Genomic DNA, 22,579 nt, shown 5'->3' on the forward strand with positions numbered 1-22,579 from the left:
AATTGATTTGCAGTTAGTAAAATACACGATACTTATACCAAACAAACAGTTTCAATATATTCCTCAAATGTTTGTATCTAAGATATTGTGCCAAATGGAAAACTTTCTTTCTTTATTCATGTAGTCTTTATACAAAACATTAACTGTGTCCTGTATTTATGAAAATTGGAATCATTGCGCATCTCAAGCATCCTATTGTTGCGCCCTTTGCTGGCGGCCTTGAAGTTTTCACCCATCAAGTTACCAAAAGCCTGCAAGCCCTGGGGCATGAAGTTATACTCTTTGCCAGCGATGCATCAGATCAAACCTTGCCTTTAGAACCCATCTATTCTGATGAACATTACGATAAAAAAACTAAAGTTAGAAAAAAGCAAAAGGATCTTCCATCAGAATATATAGCAGAACACCACGCTTATTTTAACCTGATGATGCATATCGATGATTATGAACTCGACGTTATTTTTAACAATAGCCTCCACTACATTCCCATCACCATGGCTGCTACGCTGGAAACGCCGATGATAACGGTATTACACACGCCACCTTTTTACGAACTGAAAATGGCAATCGAAGCAGAGCGCCGCCAACCAGTAATTGATTACATCACCGTATCGCAGCAAAATGCCCGAAATTGGAGTGATGTAGTATCAGACTGTGCCGTAATATTAAATGGAATTAAGTTAACTGAGTGGCCTTTTAATCCGAGCACCACCATAGCAAAACATGCACTTTGGTTCGGAAGAATCCATCCTGATAAGGGATTGCATCTGGCTATTGCCTCAGCGAGAAATGCCGGAATGCCACTACATGTTGCAGGCGGCATCGCCGATCAAAAATACTTCGACAAAGAAATTAAGCCGCTTCTAGGTGATGATATTAAATTGCTTGGACTATTGAATCATGAGCAATTAAGTAAAGAAATTTGTCAGGCCAGCGCTTGCCTGATTACGCCATGTTGGGAAGAACCCTTTGGTTTTGTAGTTGCAGAAGCTATGGCCTGTGGTACTCCTATTGCCGGTTTTAAAATGGGCGCATTGCCTGAGTTGGTTGCTCCAGAAACGGGCATTTTAGTTGATTTTGGCGATACTGAGGCATTAGCTGAAGCGCTAAAAAATGTGACGAAGCTAGATAGAAAGTACATTCATGAGTATGCCAATGAAAAATTTAGTTTCGATAAAATGATAGCAAATTATGTGCGCTTTATGGAAAAAGTAGCCGATAAAAAGAAAAACCTAAAATACGCCGGATGAAATTTGAGAATGATACCCTAGCAGAACATAAAACTTTTGATTGGTTACGGTTTAGACAAGTTCTCATCGAAATTGAAGCCATGGCGGCTGAAACTGAAAATGACCCCAACGGCCCTGTAAAAGAATTTCAGTTGTTACATCACTGCGGTGCACTGAAGCTGGTTTTACCAGATCATGCCCTGGATTTTAATCGTACAAATACGCCAGCCTTATTGCAATTGCTAAATGATATTGGCAAAGCAAACCTGTCCGTAGGTCGAATTTTTGAAGGTCATATCAATACTTTGTACCTTATTCACTTATATGCAACTCCTAAGCAGCGCCATAAATGGTTTAACGGAGTAATAGAAAACGGCGATATTTTTGGCATTTGGAATACGCAAAATCAGAATGGAATCCAGTACGCTGAAACAAATAGCCAGCTGGAAATAGCAGGCAGTAAGACATTTTGCTCAGGTGCAATGCTGGTTAATAAAGCACTTATTACCGGCAACATCAAGACTGTTGAAAGAGATGGTTGGCAGATGGCTATTATTGATATGGATCGAATTTCCAAGGATCAAATAGATAAAGAGAGTTGGAAACCCCTTGGAATGAAAGCTTCGGGGAGTTATACCGTAGATTTTAGTGGATACCAGTTAGATGATTCGGAACTATTGGGCGAACCCGGTGTTTATTTAAAACAGCCTTATTTTAATGGAGGAGCTATTCGTTTTGCCGCCGTACAACTGGGCGGAGCCGAAGCCATCGCGGAATACACCACTAACTACCTCAAAGAGTTAAATCGAACCGACGATCCTTTCCAGCAATTACGACTTTCATGCATCATGTCAGCGGTAATGTCGGGTCGTTTGTGGCTGCAGCAAGCTGGTAAATATTTCGATAGCTGGGTAAACGAAGGTAATCATGATGAAGACCTGATCGCCTTTGCGAACATGACAAGGGTAAATATGGAGGAAATTTGCCTCACCGTGATGGATAACAGCAACAGATGTGTTGGGGCAAGGGGTTTGATGGAAACTGGAAATCTAGGTCGGATTTTCCGCGACCTAACCTTTTATTTAAGGCAGCCAGCACCAGATGCGACCCGACTTAATGTTGCAAAATTTTTCATCAATAATCCATCAGCTTTTCATGAATAAACCGTTCGATAAACAAAAATTTTGGAAAACTGCCATTTCCATAGCCCCACAAGATTTAAAAAACTATACCACTTGCCTGGTCATGGTTCCCCATCCCGATGATGAATCTTTAGCTTGCGCCGGACTCATTGCTACCTTGATTAACCTCAATGTTGAAGTTTTTGTTATACTCACCACAGATGGAAGCAAGTCGCATCCAAATTCACAAAAATATCCAGCAGAAAAACTGGCTGAACTTAGGCTATCAGAGCTTAAAAATGCCTTAAATTTATTAGGTACAAAAGAAGAAAACTGGCGGTTCTATGGTGCTGAAGATGCATCAATGCCCGGAAAAGGAATGCCCGGATTTGTAGACTTAGTTGATCGGTTAGGAGCAGATTTAATACAAATTAAACCCGACCTGATCCTGGTTCCTTATGAGTTGGATCCACACTGTGACCATAGAGCAACGCATCAACTGCTTATTTCTGCGCTTGAACAATCGAAAATCGGTCGCCCCAGAATTTGGGAATATCCCATTTGGCTTTATGAACATGCCATTGCGGAAGACATACCGAAGCTCGATAAAGGGGAATTATTAGCCCTTGAAGTGAGCAATTATTTACCGCTTAAAGTGAAATGTATCAATGCGCACCAATCGCAGGTAAGCCACTTAATCGATGACGATCCAAATGGTTTTATCCTATTACCAGAAGTGATAGACAATTTTTTAACGGAGCGAGAGTATTTCATGGAGCGTAAAAAGATCAATCCGGAAGCCACCTTATCCGAAAATTATTTTGAAGAGCTGTATTCGAAAAATCGGGATCCATGGAATTTTGAAACAAGTAAATATGAAGAATATAAATATAATGCTACCATTGCAGCTATTCCAGTTGGCAATTATAATCAAGCATTAGAAATCGGCTGCTCTATTGGTGTTTTAACCGGAAAAATTGCAACATTCTGCAACCATCTTGTGGCAATTGATATCAGCAATACGGCTTTAACTCAAGCAAAAGAACGCCTTAAATCTGCTTCTAATGTCGAATTTCGATTGGGCGGCATCCCTACAGCTTTTCCACAAGGGAATTTCGATCTGATCTTAATGAGTGAGGTAGGTTATTATCTCTCTATGGAAGATCTTCTCCTTACCCGAGCAAAAATATCAAATGCCCTAAATCAGAATGGCATCCTGGTTTTGGTCCACTGGACCCATTTTGTGGCCGATTATCCGTTAACTGGAGATGAAGTACACAATTGCTTTATAGACCAGGGATTTTCTCGCTTACACCACAGCGCCACAAAAGATTATCGATTAGACGTGTTAAAAAAATTAAACTAATGCCTTTCACCATCGCATTTTATGTTCACCATCATGGCTCGGGCCACTTGATGCGGACCCTACAAATTGTAAAAGCACTTCCTAATTATAAAATCATTTTGTTTGGAAGCGCTCTACAAACGGTAGATCTTGCTAGTTTACCAAACGTAACGCTCATTCATTTACCGCTAGATTTTAATGATGTAAATATTGACGAAGGGCTTGAAGATACGATCCCCGACACCTTTCACTATGCGCCACTGAATGTACCAGGTATAAAAACTAGGATGGCCATAATGGCTAACATTTTTGAAAGAGAATCACCGATGCTACTCGTGGTGGATGTTTCCGTAGAAATTACTTTATTGGCCCGTTTGTGCGGCATCCCTACTATCGTAATGGCGCAGCATGGAAACCGAAATGATTTGCCACACTTAATGGCATTTCAAAGTGCTGCGTTGATCCTCGCACCTTTTTCTGAATCACTTTATGTTGGTGAGCGGAATTGGGTATACGATAAAACATTTTTCACTGGTGGATTTTCCAGGTTTATTCCTGATGGAAGACATGAATTGAAGGAAAATGAAATCGCCATTCTCATCGGGGCTGGCGGCACTTCTATAAATGCCAATTTCATTAAACACATTGCTCAACAATCTCCGACTCTTATTTTCCATGTTATTGGGGACGAGATACATAATGATGAAAACGCCAACATTTTCTGGCATGGCAGAGTTGATCATCCACAAACGTTATTGGAATCTGTCAGTATTATTATTGGCAATACCGGTCACAACACTGTGATGGAAGTGGCTACCTTAAATAAACGCTTTATCGGCATTCCTGAATCGAGGCCTTTTGCAGAACAAGAACGAAAAGCAGAAGCAGTAGCCGGGCGACGAGGAATTTATATTGTTTGTAGAGATGACTTGTGGCGCACAAAATGGCAGGATATTTTTGAACAAATTATTCGAGAGGAACCAGATTGGAGCGATCTAATTTTACCAAACGCCATCGATAATATGGCCAAAGCCATTGTGAACACCGGGAACAAATTCTTTAAATCTTAAACTTTTCTAGCGTTTAATATTTCTTTTTGATTAGGCTTTCTGAGGATGTGAAGTTCATCGTTATCCCAAGTGATGAGTCCCAAATCAACAAAGCTTCGCAGCCACCCTTCCATGGGCCATTTTTTCCATTTTTCGAAAAATACTTTTGCGTTGCGAGCGATATCATCAAAATGATTAAGCGGTGGTTTGTACTGCTCATGATATTGGTGATACGCTACTGCAGCTATTAATTTCATACCAATTGTCTGTTCCCGGGCGGTAAAGGCGAAGTCAGTATCTTCTGCTCCATAACCTGCAAACCTTTCATCAAAACCCCCAATTTTCCAGTAATCTGCTGCAAAACATCCAAAATTAAGCGACCAAAATAGTTCGTGTGGTAGTATTGCCATTTCAAACCTTATGGGGTCTGGTTCACTGCTTGCCTCAAGCTCCGAAAACCAATCTGTATGCTTATCAAAGCCATTTTGTAAATAACGAACTTCACCATTTACTAAAAATTCCGATTCAAAGTTTTTGAGATACGTTTCTACGAGGAACGATGAAGGAATACAATCCACATCCAAAAAAATCAACCTATCTCCTACTGCATTTTTAGCCGCAAAATTTCTGGCCGCGGCCAAAGGCAAATCCTCACAATGTGAAAAAGAAAACTGCTTAATAATAAACGGCGCATCTGGAAGGTTACGCTCAGGCTCATTCATAAATACAACAACAAGCTCGTCAGGAAAAATGGTATTCGCAGCCAATCCTTTAATCAAATTGTTCAACGCACCGGCTCGGCCCTTTACTATGGTTAAAACAGATATACTCATTTTAAACTGCCATGGCTATATCATTCAGTTCAGTTTCCTCACCATCAACAGTGCTTTGTGCTGCAAAATAATTTCTGCAATCTGCTATTGCTTCTGATACCGGGATCAACACTAATAAATCGGGAAAATTTTCGGTTAAATGCTGTTCCATTAGCTCCCAGAGTGATTCGAAGTATTGATGTTCATTAATCAATGCCAGTAATGCGTCGCTATCGAAATGAAGTTTAAAAGCGATTAAATTAATATCACGGATAACCTGCCTATCCGCTTTGGCACTTTCCCACAATTGCCTTAATTCCTTTTTGAAGGAGAACTTAGTCATAACCGTTTCCAACGATTCTACCATTTGTTCTTCTCTCTTTAAACTCATATTTTCCCATTGCTGAAGCTGAACGGAAAACCCAAAATCTACTCTGCCCTGCAAGCGTGAAGAAGTATAAACGCGAACTTTTGGCGAATGGCGCATAATGGCATCTACATTTTTAAGTGCCTTTCTAAACTCTTCATCTTCCAAAAAGGGAATAGCCGGAATTCTGCCAGCCCTTTCATAAATATCGCAAGTAACGGCAAGGCTCGGACCATAACATTGGAAGTGCCTTGGCCAGGGATTTTTAACACAAGGATCAATTTCTGCCTCCAGCCTCGTTTTCAAAAACCGATAGGTTACATCTCTCAAGTGATGAATTTTTGATAAGCTGGGTGTATCGCTTGGAATAATTCGTCCTCCTACAACATCTACTCCTTGCTCCATTTCAGTCAGGATATGATGTATCCAACAGCCGTCAACTTCACTATCGGCATCAGTTGACACGATGATGCCTTTTTTTCCGACAACCTGATTCAAACGAGAAAATGCAGCATCCATCAGAAGCCGCCTTGCCGTACCAATATGAGCAATATCCTTATCCAAATTTAAGCATTGAACATATAAATTAAACCCTGGAAAATCCTGCTGATACCTTTTGCAAATCTCGAATGTTTCGTCACTGCAGTTGTTAGCCAACACCAAAACTTCATAAAGCTGATGCGAAACAGGATTTCCAAAATCGTCGAATTGTTTTCGAAGCGCATGAAGCGTAGAAGTAATGAATTGTGCTTCGTTTTTTGCCGGAACGATTACAGATAATCGCAAGGACGGGTTTGGAGATTCGGGAAAGCAGAGTTCGGACTTTAGATGAAGTATGGAATCCATAAAGGGTGTAAATTCTTAGTGTCAGATTTACAACATGATGGAAACGATAAAGTTCTGCGTATTTCTATCCTGATTAATACGGATCCCTACTCTAAATGAATATAATGCATTTACAGCAACAACTAAGGAACAATGGTATAAAATAAATAGGAAGCAAAGATCACCAAAAGCACTACACCCTGCTGGGCATTGGTTTTGCCGGTAGCCAACGAAAACATAATGGTAATCATGGCCAGTAAAAGTAAAACCGTCGAACTCATGTCGATACCGAGGGTAATGGGCATTCCGAATACAATAGAAACGGTAGCTACTGCAGGGATGGTCAAGCCAATACTCGCCAAGGCAGATCCCAAAGCCAGGTTTAAACTGGTTTGCAAACGATCAGATTTTACTGCCCGATAAGCAGCCATTCCTTCTGGCAAAAGCACAATTGCCGCAATAATTACGCCGACAACAGATTGAGGAGCGCCTAAACTAATGACCATCACTTCTATATCTTTCGATAAATATTTAGCCAGCAAAACCACGGCGACCAGACTTATCACCAGTAAAACCATACTGCTACCTGCGGTGATCCCATTTGGCGCTTCCACATGCTCATCTTCCGAGCTGGTATTTTTGGGTAAAAAATAATCCCGATGTCTCACGGTTTGCATAAAAATAAAACCACCGTATAAAACGAGCGAAACAATGGAAACAAACACCAGCTGACTTACCGTATACTCTCCTACTGCACCACTAATGGTATAATTTGGAAGAATTAAGGTGAGCACTAAAATAGCCGCCAGCGTAATTAAAGCGGCATTTACACCCTGTAATTTGTAAAGTTGCTCTTTGAATTTGATTCCTCCTCGCAGTAAGCAAATGCCCACGATAGCGGTAAGGATAATCATTACGGCGGCAAAAACGGTATCTCTCGCTAAAGAGCGGGTTTGTTCGCCACCGGCAAGCATTAAAGAAACAATTAAGCCAACCTCAATGGTAGTAATGGCCAGGGCAAGTATGATGGTACCAAAGGGCTCGCCAACTTTATGAGCGATTACTTCTGCATGATGAACTGATGCTAGAACACTACCTATTAACAATGCGGCCAAAGCGACTTTTAGATAGACACTTGAATCGTTACCGCTAAATAAATATACGATGACACTAATTATTGGGAGCGCAATTGTCCATTTGGGTAGGTCGATTTTCTTCATAGGTAATTTTGGTAACAAACAAATAAAGCCTCCTATGGTTTGCGTAAAAATTACCTTTACCTTTTAATTAGGCTTTCCCAACACTGCAATAATCAACGCTAATCTGAATCTGCAAATAGCTAAAAGCTCCTTACACTCCAACCAGGAATGAATTACAGCTTCATTTATAAAACCTTTTTCAATTAGTCGGTGTCATTAATATAAAATCCAATGCAATGAAATTTTAGAAATTAAGTGTACAGAAATCTATTTGAAAACATAAACATCTACCTAAAACATATCACATGAAAAACGAATTAATAACAAGGCGCCAGGCGGTAACCGGTCTTGGCGTTGGCTTAGCCGGACTGGCCGTTTCGCCAGTCTTTGGTGCCGACGGAGTTCCTTTAACTGGCGCTGCAGCAGCTGCACTTCAAGATCCGACGACAAAGTATCCACGTCCGCCTTTTAAACCACAACAGCAACCTTTTCCAGGTTTAGCCAGCAAAATGGATCCAAGGCCAGATCATGGCGAGGAATCATACAAAGGTTCAGGACGTTTAGCAGGAAGAAAAGCACTCATTACCGGTGGCGATTCGGGGATGGGTAGAGCCGCAGCCATTGCTTTTGCCCGCGAAGGTGCAGATGTAGTGATTAATTATTTGCCCGCAGAGGAAGAAGATGCCAAAGAAGTAATCGATCTAATTACTAAAGCTGGCAGGAAAGGATTTGCCATTCCTGGCGATTTAAGAGAAGAATCTTTCTGTAAAAAGTTAGTGGATGACAGTGTAAAACGCTTAGGCGGATTAGACATTGTAGTGAGCAATGCCGCCCGCCAACAAACAAAACCATCGATCCTGGATATTAGTACCGAAGATTTTGATGCTACAATGAAGACAAATATCTATGGTCCTTTCTGGCTGCTTAAAGCTTCAATTCCACATCTTAAACCCGGATCAAGTATCATCGTAACTACCTCCGAACAGGCAAATGATCCATCACCAGAATTATTTGACTATGCTCAAACCAAAGCAGCCAACACCAGTACGGTACGTTCATTAGCAAAATTTTTAACTCCAAAAGGCGTGCGGGTAAATGGTGTAGCACCCGGACCAATATGGACACCATTACAGGTTGGAGGCGGCGCCACCAACGAAAAATTAAAGGAATTTGGAAAAGCAACCCCAATGGGCAGACCTGGGCAACCAGCGGAGCTTGCTTCAATTTATGTTCAGCTGGCTGATAATAGCGCAAGTTACTCGACTGGCCAAATTTACGGCGCTATGGGCGGCGGAGGGCAACCTTAAAGCCAGTTAAACTTTTCAAGTTTCGAACCTCTTCTTGCAACCGTTAAATTCCAGGTTGTGAGAAGAGTTTTTTTTTGAACTGTTATAACATAATCCAAAAAGAATAAAACCTAACTTCATTCCGTTATGGCATGATATTATTCCATTACATTGCTTGCTTATTATCAGCATTTTGCACCACAGCTAATTTCTTCACAGAGTTAGGCATCAACATTACTTCAGCCTTAAGAGTACTGAACATTTTTTATCGGAAGTAAAACCATAATCCAACACTGCTGTTTAAACTTCAATGGGGTTGTCTTATCAACGCTATATCAACTGTTTTAACCTGAAAACAGCAACATGAAAAACAACAAAACAAAGCTAACCCCCGAAGAGCACCGACTTTTTGGCGACCTTATGCCCGAAGAGTTAGAAGATGTACTTCACTCCGGATTTAACCGCCGTCATTTTGTAAAACTAATGGGCATGGCCACAGCTGGTTTATTGGCAAGTTATGCCCTTGGAGCCGAACAACTTTTTGCCAGGGCTGTAGAAATGGAAGATATTCCTGACTTGATACCCGAAGCAATTGAAAATGGCGTTACGGTAAACTTCAAAGTTAATTCAACTGCCCGCAATGTGCTTGTCGATTCGCGAATGACCTTGCTGGATACACTTCGGGAACGAATAGGTTTAACCGGCTCAAAAAAAGGCTGCGATCATGGCCAGTGTGGTGCATGTACGGTAATTGTAGATGGCCAACGCGTTCTGTCATGCCTCACTTTAGCTGCAACCTGCCAGGGAAAATCCGTAATTACCATTGAAGGCCTTGCAAAAGATAACGAACTCAACCCCATGCAAGCTGCCTTTCTTAAACACGATGGTTTTCAATGTGGCTTTTGTACACCGGGACAAATTTGCTCTGCCGTAGCATTGATGAAAGAAGCTAAAGAAGGACAGGCAAGCTTTGCAACAAAAAATATAAGTACCGATCCAAAATCAATTATACTCTCCGACGAGGAAATTGCAGAGCGTATGTCGGGGAATATTTGCCGATGTGGTGCGTATCCAAACATTGTTGCCGCAATAAAGGAAGCACAAACTGGCGAAAATGTTCCGCAAAACTGGCTATTTACCGATTAATCCGACGCAGTTATGAAATCATTTAAATTTAGTGCAGTTAATAATCCCGCTGAGGCAATTACCTTAATCAACAAAAATACCGATGCTGCTTTTTTGGGCGGAGGAACCAATCTGCTCGATTTAATGAAAGAGCATGTTGCCCTCCCAAATGAAATTATTGATATTGGAAACCTCTCGCTAAAAGAAATTAAAGCAACCGCTTCAGGGATTTCTTTGGGTGCTTTAGCCAAAAATACCGCGACGGCAAACCATCCGCTTATCCGTAAAAACTTTCCCATGCTCAGCAAGGCGATACTCGCTGGTGCTTCTGCGCAAATTAGAAATATGGCTACGAATGGCGGGAATCTATTACAAAGAACCCGCTGCAGCTATTTTTATGATATCGCTACGCCGTGTAACAAAAGGAATCCAGGAAGCGGCTGTGCTGCGCTTGAAGGATTTAACAGGATGCATGCCATTTTTGGTTGGACACGAGAATGTGTAGCAGTCTATCCCTCAGATATGTCCATTGCCCTTTCTGCTTTAAACGCCAATGTTAAAGTGCTAAGCAGTGAAAGGGAACGCATTATTCCTTTTCAAGATTTTCATATCCTTCCAGGGGCCCACCCCGAAAAAGACAATAGCCTCCAACATGGTGAACTTATTACAGCTATTGAATTACCGAAAAATGATTTCGCAGAACACTCAGCCTACATTAAAATACGCGATCGAAATTCATATGCTTTTGCTTTGGTTTCCGTTGCTGCAGGTTTAACATTAAATGGGAATACGATCCAGGCCGCCAGTATTGCAATGGGTGGCGTAGCACATAAACCCTGGAGAGCACTAAATGCGGAAGCCTATTTAAAAGACAAAGCAGCAACTGCTGCCAACTTTGCCAAAGCTGCCGAAGCCGAAATGGCATTGGCACAGCCTTTAGCACACAACAAGTTTAAAATAGAAATGGGTAAAAAAGCTTTAATCAATGCGCTGGAAACAGCTTTCAAAGGAAATATTTAATTGTAAAATATGGAAGACAGCAACAAATCCATTGGCAAAGGGATAAACCGCATAGACGGGATTTTGAAAATTACAGGTAAAGCCACTTATGCCACAGATTATCCCAAGAAGAATATGGCCTACGCGGTATTGTTTAAAAGTACCATTGCTGCAGGTAAAATAAAAAGTATCGGGAGTACAAAAGCGCAGAAATATCCTGGTGTGATCAAAATAATTACCCATGAGAATATTCTGCCCTTAAATACCAAAGGAGGGTTGCGGGGTGGTGCGCTGTTGCAAAGTCCAGAAATTACTTTTCATGGCCAGCATATCGGAATAGTAGTAGCCGAAACTTTTGAACAGGCTACTGCAGCTGCTCATTTAATTACAGTAGAATACAATCAGAAGGAAGATAAAATCGACTTTGATAACCTTGCCAAAAAACCTGAAATGCCTAAGGGGAAGGAATTGGCCGATTTAGTACGGGGGGCAGGAAAATCAGCACTTGCAGATGCCGAAGTTAAAATAGAGGCGAGCTACGAAACGCCAATTGAACACCACCATCCGATGGAGCCACATGCTACAGTGGCGGTATGGGACGTCGACCAAGTAACGTTATACAATGGATCGCAAATTATAAACGGTGCCCAAACCGCTGCGGCAGCCACATTAAATATCAAACCAGAACAGGTAAGAATCATTTCGCCATTTATTGGTGGCGGCTTTGGTTCGAAAGGCGGACAATGGGCAAACTTAGTGCTGACAGCTGTAGCCGCTAAAATGGTTGGCCGGCCAGTAAAACTGGCGCTTACCAGGCAACAAATGTTCAACTCTGTAGGTTTACGCCAAAGAAACATACAACAACTAAGCATAGGTGCAACCAAAGAAGGCAAGCTGCTCACGCTCGCACACGAAACAATTTCACACACTGCGGTAGATAGTGAATATATCGAGCCCTGCGGAGATTGTACAAAAGTGATGTATGAAGTTCCGAACAGCTTAATCAGTTACCGCGTGGTTCCCATGAACCTCATCTTGCCCACTTATACCCGTGGCCCGGGAAAATCGACAGGAAGCTTTGCGCTCGAATCGGCAATAGACGAATTGGCGTACACGTTAAAGATGGATCCCATTGAATTGAGAATAAAAAATGAACCCGCAAAAGACCCTTCCAACGGAAAACCGTGGTCATCCAGAACAACCGTAAAATGTTTGCAGGAAGGTGCAAAAGCCTTTGGATGGGCGAAAAGAAAATCTGAACCCGGTACAAATAAAATTGGTGATGATTTGATCGGTTATGGCGTAGCCTGCGGTACCTATCCGGCCAGGCAAAGGGATAGCTCAGCCGTAATCAAACTCAGTTTAAAAAATAAATTAGTGTATGCAACTATAGAAATTGCCGCCTCAGATTTAGGAACAGGAACCAATACCATATTGGCACAAACCGCGGCCGATGGATTGGGTTTGCCGGTAAAGCAAATCAGTGTGAAACTTGGTGATTCTGATTTGCCGCCCGCAGCAGGATCGGTAGGTTCTGTAGGAGCATCGAGTTTTGCAAACGCTGTTAACGATGCCTGCACTAAAATTACCGATGAATTATTGGCGAAATCTGGCAAACAGTTTTTTGTAAGACCGACAGCAGCAGCGCTGATGATTTCAGAAAATATAGCCGATTTTCAAACCCGGTCAGACTCAAAAGCACCAGCCGAAGCAGAAAAGTATTCTGCCCATAGCTTTAATGCCAACTTCGCCGAGGTAAGGGTAAATAGCGTGACTGGGATGGTGAAGGTTACGCGTTTCTTAGCCGTTACAGGTGCTGGAAAAATTTTGAACCCTAAAACTGCCCGATCGCAGATTATTGGCGGTATTGTTTGGGGGATTGGTATGGCATTAACCGAAGAATCCATCATCGATCCACGATATGGAAATTTTGCAACCCGTTCTTTTGCCGATTACCACGTGCCTACTAACCTTGATATTGGTGATCTCGACGCTATGTTTATCAATGAGAAGGATTTCATTCCAAATAAAATGGGCGTAAAAGGAATTGGTGAAGTGGGCATTGTTGGGGTAGCCGCTGCTGTAGCAAATGCTGTTTTTAATGCCACTGCCAAACGGGTTCGTTCACTTCCGATTACTCCAGATAAATTGCTTTAAAAAATTTTTTCATACGAAGAATTTACCTGGGAAGGATACAATTGTTAAAGAAACTTAAAAAGCTCAAACTTATCCGCGTTTTTGAATGTTAGCAAATGAGTACCTACCACTAACAATTCAGCATGATGCGAAGCGAAACGCAAAACCTCAACCATTTAAAGCAAGGCGACTGTACGGTAAACCTGACCGTTAACGGTGAACAAAAAATTCTTCAGGTGCAACCTTGGGTAAGCCTTTTGGATGGTTTGAGAGACCATTTAAATTTAACAGGGACCAAAAAAGGTTGTGATCACGGCCAATGCGGGGCATGTACAATTATATGCGATGATAAGCGAATCTTAAGCTGTCTTACCCTTGCTGTAATGAAAAACGGCTCCGAGATTACTACTGTGGAAGGGATCGCCCATGGCGATGATTTGCATCCGATACAACAGGCATTTATCGATCATGATGCTTTTCAATGTGGTTACTGTACTCCCGGCCAACTTTGCAGCGCTATTGGACTGATTAAAGAAGGAAAAGCACAAACCAGAGAGGAAGTAAAAGAGCTGATGAGCGGAAATCTCTGTCGCTGTGGTGCTAACGTTGGGATCATTGATGCCATTATGGAGGTAAAAGCAGGAGGCGGCCATGAATAACTTCGAATACAAGCAAGCAGAAGATGTTGCTACAGCCGTCAACCTTATCAATAAACAGGATAATACAAAGTTTTTAGCTGGTGGCACCAATTTACTCGACCTCTGGAAATATAACATCACCAACCCAAGCGGACTGGTAGACATCAACCGCATTCACGGTCTCGCAGAGATTGAAGAACTGCCGAATGGAGGAGTTAGACTTGGCGCCAATTTCAAAAATGCAGATACCGCCTATCATCCCATTATTGAGAACAAATATCCCCTACTCTCTAAAGCTATTCTCGCCGGCGCATCTGCTCAAATCAGAAATATGGCAAGTAATGGTGGTAACTTATTGCAACGCACCCGTTGTTACTATTTTTACGATCCTGATGTGCCTTGTAACAAAAGAAATCCCGGTTCGGGCTGCCCTGCGAAAGAGGGATACAACAGAATCCATGCAATATTAGGAACGAGTGATCATTGTATTGCGGTTTTCCCATCGGATATGTGCGTAGCGCTCGCCGCCTTAGATGCGTTGGTTAATGTAGAAGGACCCGAAGGAAAAAGAACCATTGCTTTCGCAAATTTCCATCGCCTGCCAGCTGATCGGCCGGATTTGGATAATAACCTCGAACCTGGCGAACTCATCACATCAATAGATCTTCCTGATAAAGGTTTTGCTCAAAACTATTCTTACCTCAAACTTCGCGACAGACATTCTTATGCCTTTGCTCTCGTTTCAGTTGCTACCGCATTAGAATTGGATGGAGATAGGATAAAAGACGCAAGAATCGCACTTGGTGGTGTAGCACATAAACCCTGGCGTTCAACAGAAGCAGAAAATTTCCTGATGGGTAAAAGCGCAAATGAATTCAATTTTGCCGCCGCGGCTGATATTATTTTACGAGATGCAAAAGGTTATGGCCATAACGACTTTAAAATCGCCCTCGCTAAAAAAGCGATTATTCGCAATGGCCTCATGGCGTTAAACCCTCAATCGCAGCTTCCAGGAGCAAAACCATCTGCTTAAACTACAAATGAACAAAAATGGATTTTAACAAAAATGTTGGTCAGCCCGTTAGCCGTTTAGAAGGAAAGCTAAAAGTGACGGGCCAGGCAAAATATGCCGCAGAATATGAAGCAGATAACTTGCTTCATGGTTATGTAGTGAGCAGCCCGATAACCAAAGGGAAGATTATCAATATCGATATCACTCAAGCAATGGCTATCCCCGGTGTGGTAGATGTGCTTTCACATAAAAACCGTACAAAACTGGCCTGGTTTGATTTGCAATATACCGATATGGATGCGCCGCCAGGAACTGTTTTTAAGCCACTTGCCGATGAAAATATTCTTTACAACGGACAACCTATTGCCTTGGTAGTGGCCGAGAGCTACGAAACGGCTAGATACGCCTCCACGCAAGTTATTTTTGAGTATGAGCAGGAAACTTTCCAAACCGATCTGGAAAGCAATATTCCAAATGGCCGTTCTGCAAAAAAAGGATTTGCCACAGCTTTGAAACCGCCTCCACCACCACCAACAGGCGATTTCCAGACTGCTTTTGAACAGGCACCTGTAAAAGTTGCTGCAACTTTTCAGCATGGTACAGAGCACCACAACCCCATCGAACTGTTTGCCACAACAACGATATACGAAGGAAAAGGGAAATTAACGATCTACGATAAAACACAGGGCACTATCAATAACCAACTTTATGTGGCCAACATTTTCGGTTTACACTATAAAGATGTAAGGGTATTGGCTCCGTTCGTTGGTGGTGGTTTTGGTTCAGGCCTTCGTCCACAATACCAGCTTTTCCTTTGTGTAATGGCTGCCCTTCACCTTAAAAGAAATGTGCGTGTGGTATTAGAGCGTAAACAAATGTTCTTTTTTAGCCATCGCCCCCCGGTAAAACAAAACCTGCGCTTCGCCAGTGATGTAGAAGGTAACGTTACCGCCCTGGGCCATAGCGTTTTTTCTGAAACCTCCAATTTTGAAGACTATACAGAAGCGATTGCCAACTGGAGCCATAAACTTTACCCTGCTCCAAATACGCTTTTCGATCATAAAGTAGTTCCCCTTGATGTGTATACGCCGCTTGACATGCGGGCACCGGGTGGAAGCACAGGCATGCATGCCATCGAATGCACTATGGACGAACTGGCCCACAAGCTTAAAATTGATCCTTTAGAACTTCGCTTAATTAATTATTCAGAGATCGATCCATCAAGCAACAAACCTTACACCAGCAAAGCCCTTCGCGACTGCTATCTTCAGGCCGCAGAGAAATTTGGATGGAGCAACCGAAATCCCGAACCTCGATCTACGAAGCGTGGAAATAAATTGGTAGGTTATGGGATGGCTACAGGAATCTGGGATGCCTTTCAGTTTCCTGCCCGGGTGGAAGCCATGATTACCAAAGAGGGAAGAATGGTGCTAAACAATGCCACAACCGATATTGGTACAGGTACACTAACAGTGATGACTCAAATTGCAGCAGATGAGCTTGGTCTTTCGCTGGAAGAAGTAGATTTCAACTATGGCGACAGCCAAAAGCCATTCTCGATGTTCCAGGGTGGTTCGTCCATTACCTCATCTACGGGAGTAGCCATCGTGGTAGCGGCAAAAGCACTGCGTAAAAAATTGTTGAAAAAAGCGGCAAAAATGCCAGATTCTCGGTTTAAAAATTTGGAAGATACGGAGGTATTTTTTAGTGCAGGAAACATGCATTTAAAAGATCATCCCAATGTGTTCGTGTCCCTAAAAAACATTATTGCCTTTAACAATAGCAAACCCATTAAAACTACCAACATGGGCAAACCGCACATGTTAAAACTTCGGAAATACAGTTTGGCTACCCATAGCGCTTCTTTTGTTGAGGTAGAGGTAGATCAGGATCTTGGCACCGTAATGGTAACCAGAGCGGTAACCGCGGTAGCCGCCGGAAAGATAATTAACCCAAAAACTGCTGCCAGTCAAATTTCTGGATCAATGGTTTGGGGCATCAGTAAAGCACTGCACGAAGAGACCTTTATGGACCATAATCTCGGCAAGTATATGAACACTAATCTCGGCGAATACCATATTCCTGTACATGCCGATATCGGCCAATTGGAGGTGATTTTTGTAGAAGAAAAAGATGAATTAATTAACGAAATCGGTACCAAGGGTGTGGGTGAGATTGGTCTGGTGGGAATGCCTGCAGCCATTTCAAATGCAATTTTTAATGCGACTGGCAAAAGAATTTATAAGTTACCTATTCACTTTGATGAATTAATGTAATAGGTTTTAATTAAAAAACCGATTACTATAGTTTTTCAACCATTAAAGGCTTCTCCGAAAGGACGAAGCTTTTGCTTTTTGCAGAGAATAATCGCGAACAAACATTAGTCGCTTCTATTTTCGTTCTGGCTAATTTTGATGCGTACAGGCCCTTTGATATGGTCCACATCGATAGGTACTCCTTTCTGTGTGATCACTACCTTACCTTCCCGATGCAAACCAATGGCCACTTCCCGCACCTTTCCCATCTCCTTTCGCCAGTCATCACCAAAAAGCATCCGGGAAATTTCCGAAGGGCAGGTACTTTTATCTGGTCCACGTTTATCCGCCTCAGCTAAGATGGTTTTCGATATTTCTGATAGCATCACCATAAATGGACAACAAATGTATGGGGCTATTGCTTTAAAATGCCAATAATATTTCTCGCACTATAGATGGATTAAGCTAATCTCCCCTCATCAAAAGCTTTCAATCAAACAAAGTATTCTTGCTTTTTGATGCCGTAGCAGCCATTTTCTAAACAATTTATATTGGCCACTGGTTGTAATAATATGACTGATAAAAAAAGAACTGTTGTCATTACCGGCGCATCAATTGGTGCGGGGAGAGCTATTGCCCTTGCTTTCGCGGCGAATAGCGATCAACTCATCCTGGCTTCAAGAAATATGGCTGCCTTACAAGAGCTTGCGGAAGAATGTGAAACCCTTGGGGCCGAAGTTAAATGTATCCAAACCGATACCGCTCAATATCATGATGTGATTAATCTGGCAGCGGCAGCGGCCGATTTTGGAGATACGATTGACGTCTGGATTAACAACGCAGGCGTGCTTGCCGTGGGCGAATTTGATAAAACTCCAATGGAAGTAACCGAGCAGGTGATAAAAACAAACTTGTTGGGCTACATGAATGGTGCACATGCCATCCTCCCTTACTTCAAAAAACAAGGTTACGGCATCTTGATCAATAATATTTCAATAGGTGGATTTTTACCTGTTCCTTATGGGGTGGGTTACGCTGCCAGTAAATTCGGCCTGCGTGGATTTAGCGCCGCACTGAAAGCGGAACTTTCTGCTTTCAAAAACATTCATATATGTGATGCCTTCCCTGCCTTTCTTGATACTCCAGGCATCCAGCATGCCGCAAATTATACAGGCAGACAGCTAAAACCTGCACCACCAGTGTACGATCCCAACCGGATTGCTGCAGACATTTTGAAAATTTCACGCCACCCGAAACCTTCAACGATGATGGGCAGTACAGCCATTCTTTTGCGTTATGCCTATGCACTCGCCCCAGGATTAACAAGGGGAATAGCCGGTTATGTAATATCAAGATATTTAAAAAATGCGGCTGAGCTGCCAGCTACTAGTGGAAATATTTTTAATACGGTAAAATATGGCAACGCTGTACATGGCGGCTGGGGAATACCTGGTAAACCACGAGCCCATCATAAATATCTCTCTCTCGGTGTACTGGCCCTTACTGCTGGAATTATGCTACTGAATAAATCTAAACGTTAAACAATGCCTGTAATTTTATTTTTTGGCGATAGCTTAACCGCTGGATACGGCTTAAAAGATCCGCTGCGGGAATCTTTACCCGCACGGATCAGCGAGAAAATTGCCGCAGAAAACTGGAATTTCCAGGTTATCAATGCCGGACTAAGTGGCGATACCTCCACCACCGGTTTAAACCGGATTAACGCCGTATTGAATCAACAAATCGACATTTTGATATTAGAGCTTGGTGCCAACGATTTACTCAGAGGTCACCAAGCCAATATACTGAAAGGCAATATGCAGCAAATCCTAACGAAAGTAAAAACTAACTCCCCCAATACAGACATTTTAATTTTAGGGATGAGGCTTCCAGCATGGATTCCGGAGGACCGTGCTCCAGGCTACCGCACCATTTATCAGGAACTTGCAACGGAAAATAATTGCGAATTGGTCCCATTTTTATTGGAAGGTGTAGAAGGGAAAAAATACCTCAATATGTTTGACGGGGTTCATCCCCTGGCAGCAGGTTATCAAATCATAGCCGATAACATTTGGCCAAAAATAAAATCAATGATTGCCAGACACCGTGTGGTTAAAGCATTATAGTTTTATTGCAGCTTTCTCCCTAATTGCGGGTTTAAATGCATTTTGAATCAAATGTCAAGTTCAAGGATTACCGCTGGATGCTACCGACATTGATCTCCTCAAAAAAATCCGATAAAACTTTTTTTTATTTCACCATGTTGAATTAATATCAACAATCGAGACATGGAATACACAAAACTTTTCACACTAATTACCGGAGCCAGTAGCGGCATCGGTTTAGAGTTGGCAAAGCTATTTGCCAAAGATGGCCAAAATTTAATTATTGTAGGAAGAGAAGAAGAGAAATTAGCCGCAGCTGAAAGCTTCCTAAAACAAAATGGTATCGAAGTCTGGAGTATTAGTAAAGATCTTTTTCATCCAGATGCAGCGACTGATTTATACAAAGAAATTAAACAAAAAGGATATGAGGTGGATGTATTAGTCAATGATGCCGGCCAGGGAGTTTATGGAAAGTTCATTGAGAATGATCTGGAACGCGAATTAGACATTGTACAACTCAACATTTCATCGCTGGTTACCCTTACCAAATATTATGCAACAGACATGGTTGCCCGTGGAACTGGCAAAATCTTGAACGTAGCCTCAATTGCGAGTAAGGCGCCAGGGCCATATCAGGCGGTTTATCATGGTACAAAAGCATTTGTACATTCTTTCAGTGAATCGATAAGAAGAGAATTAAAAGATACCGGCGTAACTGTTACTTCATTGCTACCTGGCCCAACTGATACAGATTTCTTCAACAAAGCCGACATGCTTGAATCCAAAATTGTGCAAGAGGGTAATCTAGATGATGCTGCAAAAGTGGCAAAAGATGGTTACGAAGCCCTGCTCGCTGGCCAGGATATGGTGGTTTCAGGTTTCAAAAACAAAATGACGGTAGCCATGGGTAACATCACGCCTGACAGTATGCAGGCAGCGCAAATGGAAAAAATGCAGGAACCTGTAGCGGAGAAGAATAAGGAGTAAATGTGGCAGGGCAACGTAAAGACGCGGAAGAAAGAAAGGGTTTAGGCGGTTTATTTGATGCGAAAGTGCATTATAGTGATAAACGGGTAATATTCTATAAAATCAGAATAATAAGTAATGCATCTTTTTAATGTATTATTCGCAATAGGAAACGCTACATGTGCTGTCATTGTAATTTTGTGTAGCATCAAACATCATCTCCACAATACCGTCAACATTTCGATCAGATGGTCTTAAGCCACCTATCTCAATTCCCAACCATCTGGCAATAGAGGATCTCACTTGGTCATTATCTAGCTTTTCCCCTTCAATCTCACTAGTTTTGACTACATCCTTGGTTAGTGTTTGCAACACGGCTTCATTTTGCAGATCGAAACCTAACTGTTCCATTTAACCCAACAACTTACCTTGCTTAAGGTGTACTTCGCTAAGCAACAATGCTAAAGTCGACGTATCCCAAGCAAAGTTAGGCCACTGGTTAAGTTGATGGATATAAATAAATCAAATTTAAGCTATTCTCCGCATAAAATAATTTAGTGTTCTACGCATAATTTGCGGAGAATACTAAATTAATCTCCGCAAAACGATTCAAGTAAAGGATAAGAAGAAATGAAGGTAGGCTTGAAAATGAAGGAAGTAATTAAAATGGTTACTTTCCGATACAAAACTTAGTAAAAATATTCTCCAGCAAATCATCCGTAGTAACCGTACCCGTAATTTCTCCTAAATAATGTAAAGCCTGTTTAATATCCATAGCCAAGAAGTCAGAGGTAACCGGATTATCTACATTGTTCAGCACACGTTGCAAAGCATTTTCAGTTTGTTTTAAAGCTTCTACATGGCGGATATTAGTCACTAAAGTTTCACTCGTGTTGATATGATGCAGATTAACCTGCTCCAACAAAGTGTTTTTCAACTCGTCTATCCCTTGCTTTTCTTTAGCTGAGATAAAAACAACATTCATATCCCCATAGCCTTTTCGCTGATCGTCGCTGATTAAATCGGCCTTGTTAACCAGAACCAGATAGGGAATCTCCAATTGGATAAGTCCCCTCACCTGCTCTTCAATTTCTGCAATGCTTTGGGCAGCGTCGGCCATATATATAATCAGCTTCGCCTGCTTCATTTTCTCCAGCGTCCTTTCTACGCCCAAAGCCTCAATAATGTCGGCAGTATCCCGGATGCCGGCAGTATCGATAAAGCGGAAAACAATGCCACCTATTGTCAATTCATCTTCAATAGTATCTCGGGTAGTACCTGCAATGTCCGAAACGATGGCCCGCTCTTCATTCAATAAGGCATTCAAAAGGGTCGATTTGCCTACATTAGGCTTACCGGCAATCACAATCGGAACACCGTTTTTGATTACATTCCCCATCTCGAACGAAGAAATCAAACGCCTCAGAACATGGTTGATTTTATTGACCAATGTGGTAAGCTGTTCCCGGTTGGCAAATTCTACATCTTCTTCAGCAAAATCCAGCTCAAGCTCAATCATCGAAGCAAAATGAATCAATTGTTCCCGCAAAGCTTTCAACTCATTGGCAAAACCACCACGCATCTGTTGCATGGCCACATCATGTGAAGCTTTCGAATTCGAGGCAATCAAATCGGCTACGGCTTCTGCCTGACTTAGATCAAAAGCGCCGTTCAAAAAGGCCCGCAAAGTGAATTCGCCCGGTTTAGCTGCTCTTGCGCCTTTGGCAATCAAGAGGTTGATAATTTGCTGAATAATATAATTGGAACCATGGCAGGATATTTCGACCACATTTTCCTTAGTATACGATTTCGGCGCAACGAATAACCCAGCTACCACCTCATCAACAATATGATCGCCATCTTTAATTAAACCAAAATGCAAAGTGTGCGAAGCCTGTTCCGCCAGGTTTTTACCGGCAAAAACAGCATTGGTAAGCTCAATCGCATCCGGTCCAGATAAGCGGATTACGCCAATGGCGCCCGATCCGGATGGGGTAGATAAAGCAATAATGGTATCTTGATTATTCATGTTTCCTTTTCGAACCGCAAAAATAAAGCTATTTAAACAAGATAAAGTGGGTAAAGGGTAATTTTTTCGCTTTTCTCCTCC

The 22,579-nt window shown here is 42.1% G+C and carries 19 protein-coding genes and 1 pseudogene; 14 read left to right on the plus strand and 6 right to left on the minus strand.

All coding sequences use genetic code 11. From position 1 onward, the window contains the following. Positions 1 to 158: 158 nt before the first annotated feature. From ASE92_RS11380 to ASE92_RS11395, 4 genes are read left to right on the plus strand one after another with little or no spacing between them, the layout of a single operon-like run. Positions 159 to 1,250: a glycosyltransferase family 4 protein gene (locus tag ASE92_RS11380; protein ID WP_056850225.1), complete on the plus strand. Its 1,092-nt coding sequence runs from the start codon at positions 159 to 161 to the stop codon at positions 1,248 to 1,250. After that, the gene (locus ASE92_RS11385) at positions 1,247 to 2,392 is read left to right on the plus strand and encodes an acyl-CoA dehydrogenase family protein (protein WP_056850226.1); all 1,146 of its coding nucleotides are present in this window, start codon (positions 1,247 to 1,249) and stop codon (positions 2,390 to 2,392) included. Before ASE92_RS11380 ends, ASE92_RS11385 begins: the two co-directional genes overlap by 4 nt. Further along, entirely contained in the window at positions 2,385 to 3,716 is a 1,332-nt protein-coding gene (locus tag ASE92_RS11390; RefSeq protein ID WP_056850227.1) for a bifunctional PIG-L family deacetylase/class I SAM-dependent methyltransferase, read from the plus strand. Before ASE92_RS11385 ends, ASE92_RS11390 begins: the two co-directional genes overlap by 8 nt. Then, positions 3,716 to 4,765, plus strand: a complete 1,050-nt coding sequence (locus tag ASE92_RS11395; protein ID WP_056850228.1) for a hypothetical protein — start codon at positions 3,716 to 3,718, stop codon at positions 4,763 to 4,765. The genes ASE92_RS11390 and ASE92_RS11395 overlap by 1 nt, the downstream gene beginning before the upstream one ends. Here the strand turns inward: ASE92_RS11395 and ASE92_RS11400 are convergent. From ASE92_RS11400 to ASE92_RS11410, 3 genes are all read right to left on the minus strand, one after another. Beyond that, a complete protein-coding gene (locus ASE92_RS11400; protein ID WP_056850229.1) occupies positions 4,762 to 5,577 on the minus strand; it encodes a glycosyltransferase family 2 protein in 816 nt (271 codons plus the stop codon). The two genes, ASE92_RS11395 and ASE92_RS11400, sit on opposite strands and share 4 nt — an antisense overlap. A 1-nt stretch (position 5,578) precedes the next feature. Beyond that, positions 5,579 to 6,769 (minus strand): glycosyltransferase family 2 protein, encoded by a 1,191-nt coding sequence (locus tag ASE92_RS11405; protein WP_056850230.1) that lies wholly within the window; start codon positions 6,767 to 6,769, stop codon positions 5,579 to 5,581. A 122-nt stretch (positions 6,770 to 6,891) separates the two neighbouring features. Then, a complete protein-coding gene (locus ASE92_RS11410; RefSeq protein ID WP_056850231.1) occupies positions 6,892 to 7,968 on the minus strand; it encodes a calcium:proton antiporter in 1,077 nt (358 codons plus the stop codon). 284 nt (positions 7,969 to 8,252) lie between these two features. On the opposite strand from ASE92_RS11410, the gene ASE92_RS11415 reads away from it, so the two are divergent. The 7 genes from ASE92_RS11415 to ASE92_RS11445 all read left to right on the plus strand — a co-directional run bounded on the left by ASE92_RS11415 (position 8,253) and on the right by ASE92_RS11445 (position 17,419). Next, positions 8,253 to 9,254 (plus strand): SDR family oxidoreductase, encoded by a 1,002-nt coding sequence (locus ASE92_RS11415; RefSeq protein WP_056850232.1) that lies wholly within the window; start codon positions 8,253 to 8,255, stop codon positions 9,252 to 9,254. Between the two features lie 342 nt (positions 9,255 to 9,596). Continuing rightward, positions 9,597 to 10,379 carry a (2Fe-2S)-binding protein gene (locus ASE92_RS11420; RefSeq protein ID WP_056850233.1) on the plus strand — a complete coding sequence of 261 codons (783 nt, stop codon included), beginning with the start codon at positions 9,597 to 9,599 and terminating at the stop codon, positions 10,377 to 10,379. 12 nt (positions 10,380 to 10,391) lie between these two features. Then, complete coding sequence (locus ASE92_RS11425; protein ID WP_056850234.1) at positions 10,392 to 11,378, plus strand: xanthine dehydrogenase family protein subunit M; 987 nt, start codon at positions 10,392 to 10,394, stop codon at positions 11,376 to 11,378. Between the two features lie 9 nt (positions 11,379 to 11,387). Next, positions 11,388 to 13,514: a xanthine dehydrogenase family protein molybdopterin-binding subunit gene (locus tag ASE92_RS11430; RefSeq protein ID WP_056850235.1), complete on the plus strand. Its 2,127-nt coding sequence runs from the start codon at positions 11,388 to 11,390 to the stop codon at positions 13,512 to 13,514. Positions 13,515 to 13,636: 122 nt separating this feature from the next. After that, positions 13,637 to 14,152, plus strand: coding sequence for a (2Fe-2S)-binding protein (locus tag ASE92_RS11435; RefSeq protein WP_056850236.1), 516 nt, complete (start codon positions 13,637 to 13,639; stop codon positions 14,150 to 14,152). After that, on the plus strand, positions 14,145 to 15,164 hold the full coding sequence (locus ASE92_RS11440) for a xanthine dehydrogenase family protein subunit M (RefSeq protein WP_056850237.1): 1,020 nt from the start codon (positions 14,145 to 14,147) through the stop codon (positions 15,162 to 15,164). The genes ASE92_RS11435 and ASE92_RS11440 overlap by 8 nt, the downstream gene beginning before the upstream one ends. A 17-nt stretch (positions 15,165 to 15,181) precedes the next feature. Further along, positions 15,182 to 17,419: a xanthine dehydrogenase family protein molybdopterin-binding subunit gene (locus tag ASE92_RS11445; protein WP_056850238.1), complete on the plus strand. Its 2,238-nt coding sequence runs from the start codon at positions 15,182 to 15,184 to the stop codon at positions 17,417 to 17,419. A 104-nt stretch (positions 17,420 to 17,523) separates the two neighbouring features. Here the strand turns inward: ASE92_RS11445 and ASE92_RS11450 are convergent, their stop codons facing one another. Continuing rightward, positions 17,524 to 17,784: a DUF3253 domain-containing protein gene (locus ASE92_RS11450; RefSeq protein WP_235527350.1), complete on the minus strand. Its 261-nt coding sequence runs from the start codon at positions 17,782 to 17,784 to the stop codon at positions 17,524 to 17,526. A 186-nt stretch (positions 17,785 to 17,970) separates the two neighbouring features. Between ASE92_RS11450 and ASE92_RS11455 the strand changes: the two genes are divergently transcribed. From ASE92_RS11455 to ASE92_RS11465, 3 genes are all read left to right on the plus strand, one after another. Further along, positions 17,971 to 18,939 (plus strand): SDR family oxidoreductase, encoded by a 969-nt coding sequence (locus ASE92_RS11455; protein ID WP_056850240.1) that lies wholly within the window; start codon positions 17,971 to 17,973, stop codon positions 18,937 to 18,939. A 3-nt stretch (positions 18,940 to 18,942) separates the two neighbouring features. Beyond that, on the plus strand, positions 18,943 to 19,524 hold the full coding sequence (locus ASE92_RS11460) for an arylesterase (RefSeq protein WP_056850241.1): 582 nt from the start codon (positions 18,943 to 18,945) through the stop codon (positions 19,522 to 19,524). A 162-nt stretch (positions 19,525 to 19,686) separates the two neighbouring features. Next, complete coding sequence (locus ASE92_RS11465; protein WP_056850242.1) at positions 19,687 to 20,490, plus strand: SDR family oxidoreductase; 804 nt, start codon at positions 19,687 to 19,689, stop codon at positions 20,488 to 20,490. 135 nt (positions 20,491 to 20,625) lie between these two features. On the opposite strand, the pseudogene ASE92_RS11470 reads toward ASE92_RS11465, so the two are convergent. Both ASE92_RS11470 and mnmE read right to left on the minus strand, forming a co-directional pair. Beyond that, positions 20,626 to 20,988: pseudogene (locus ASE92_RS11470) on the minus strand (DUF4172 domain-containing protein). A gap of 151 nt (positions 20,989 to 21,139) precedes the next feature. After that, positions 21,140 to 22,498 (minus strand): tRNA uridine-5-carboxymethylaminomethyl(34) synthesis GTPase MnmE, encoded by a 1,359-nt coding sequence (gene mnmE, locus ASE92_RS11475; RefSeq protein WP_056850417.1) that lies wholly within the window; start codon positions 22,496 to 22,498, stop codon positions 21,140 to 21,142. Between the last annotated feature and the right edge of the window lie 81 nt (positions 22,499 to 22,579).

The sequence above is a fragment of the Pedobacter sp. Leaf41 genome, from assembly GCF_001422545.1.
Lineage (GTDB): Bacteria > Bacteroidota > Bacteroidia > Sphingobacteriales > Sphingobacteriaceae > Pedobacter.